The organism is Pseudomonas sp. HMSC063H08 (assembly GCF_001813645.1).
In the GTDB taxonomy this organism is placed as follows: Bacteria; Pseudomonadota; Gammaproteobacteria; order Pseudomonadales; family Pseudomonadaceae; genus Pseudomonas; species Pseudomonas aeruginosa.
The window spans coordinates 1-225 of sequence record NZ_KV813422.1 but is presented as its reverse complement, the minus strand read 5'-3'; the positions used below and the strand labels follow the sequence as shown (position 1 = coordinate 225).

Genomic DNA, 225 nt, shown 5'->3' with positions numbered 1-225 from the left:
AGCAGCGGGCGCCTGGCCCTGTTCGTCCAGGACAGCTGCACCGCCTGCATCCAGCGGGTCCGCGACCTGCAACAGCAGAACCAGGAGTTCGACCTCTACTTCGTCGGTAGCCAGAACGACGCAGAGCGAGTGCGGCACTGGGCAATTCTCGCTGGCGTCGACCCGAAGAAGGTTCGCAGCAAGCAGATCACGCTCAATCATGACGAGGGCCGCTGGATGGCCCTG

General features: G+C 64.0%; 1 pseudogene. It reads left to right on the top strand.

What is annotated here, in order from left to right:
• Positions 1–225, top strand: a pseudogene (locus tag HMPREF2924_RS11945) (TIGR03759 family integrating conjugative element protein); the annotation flags it as partial.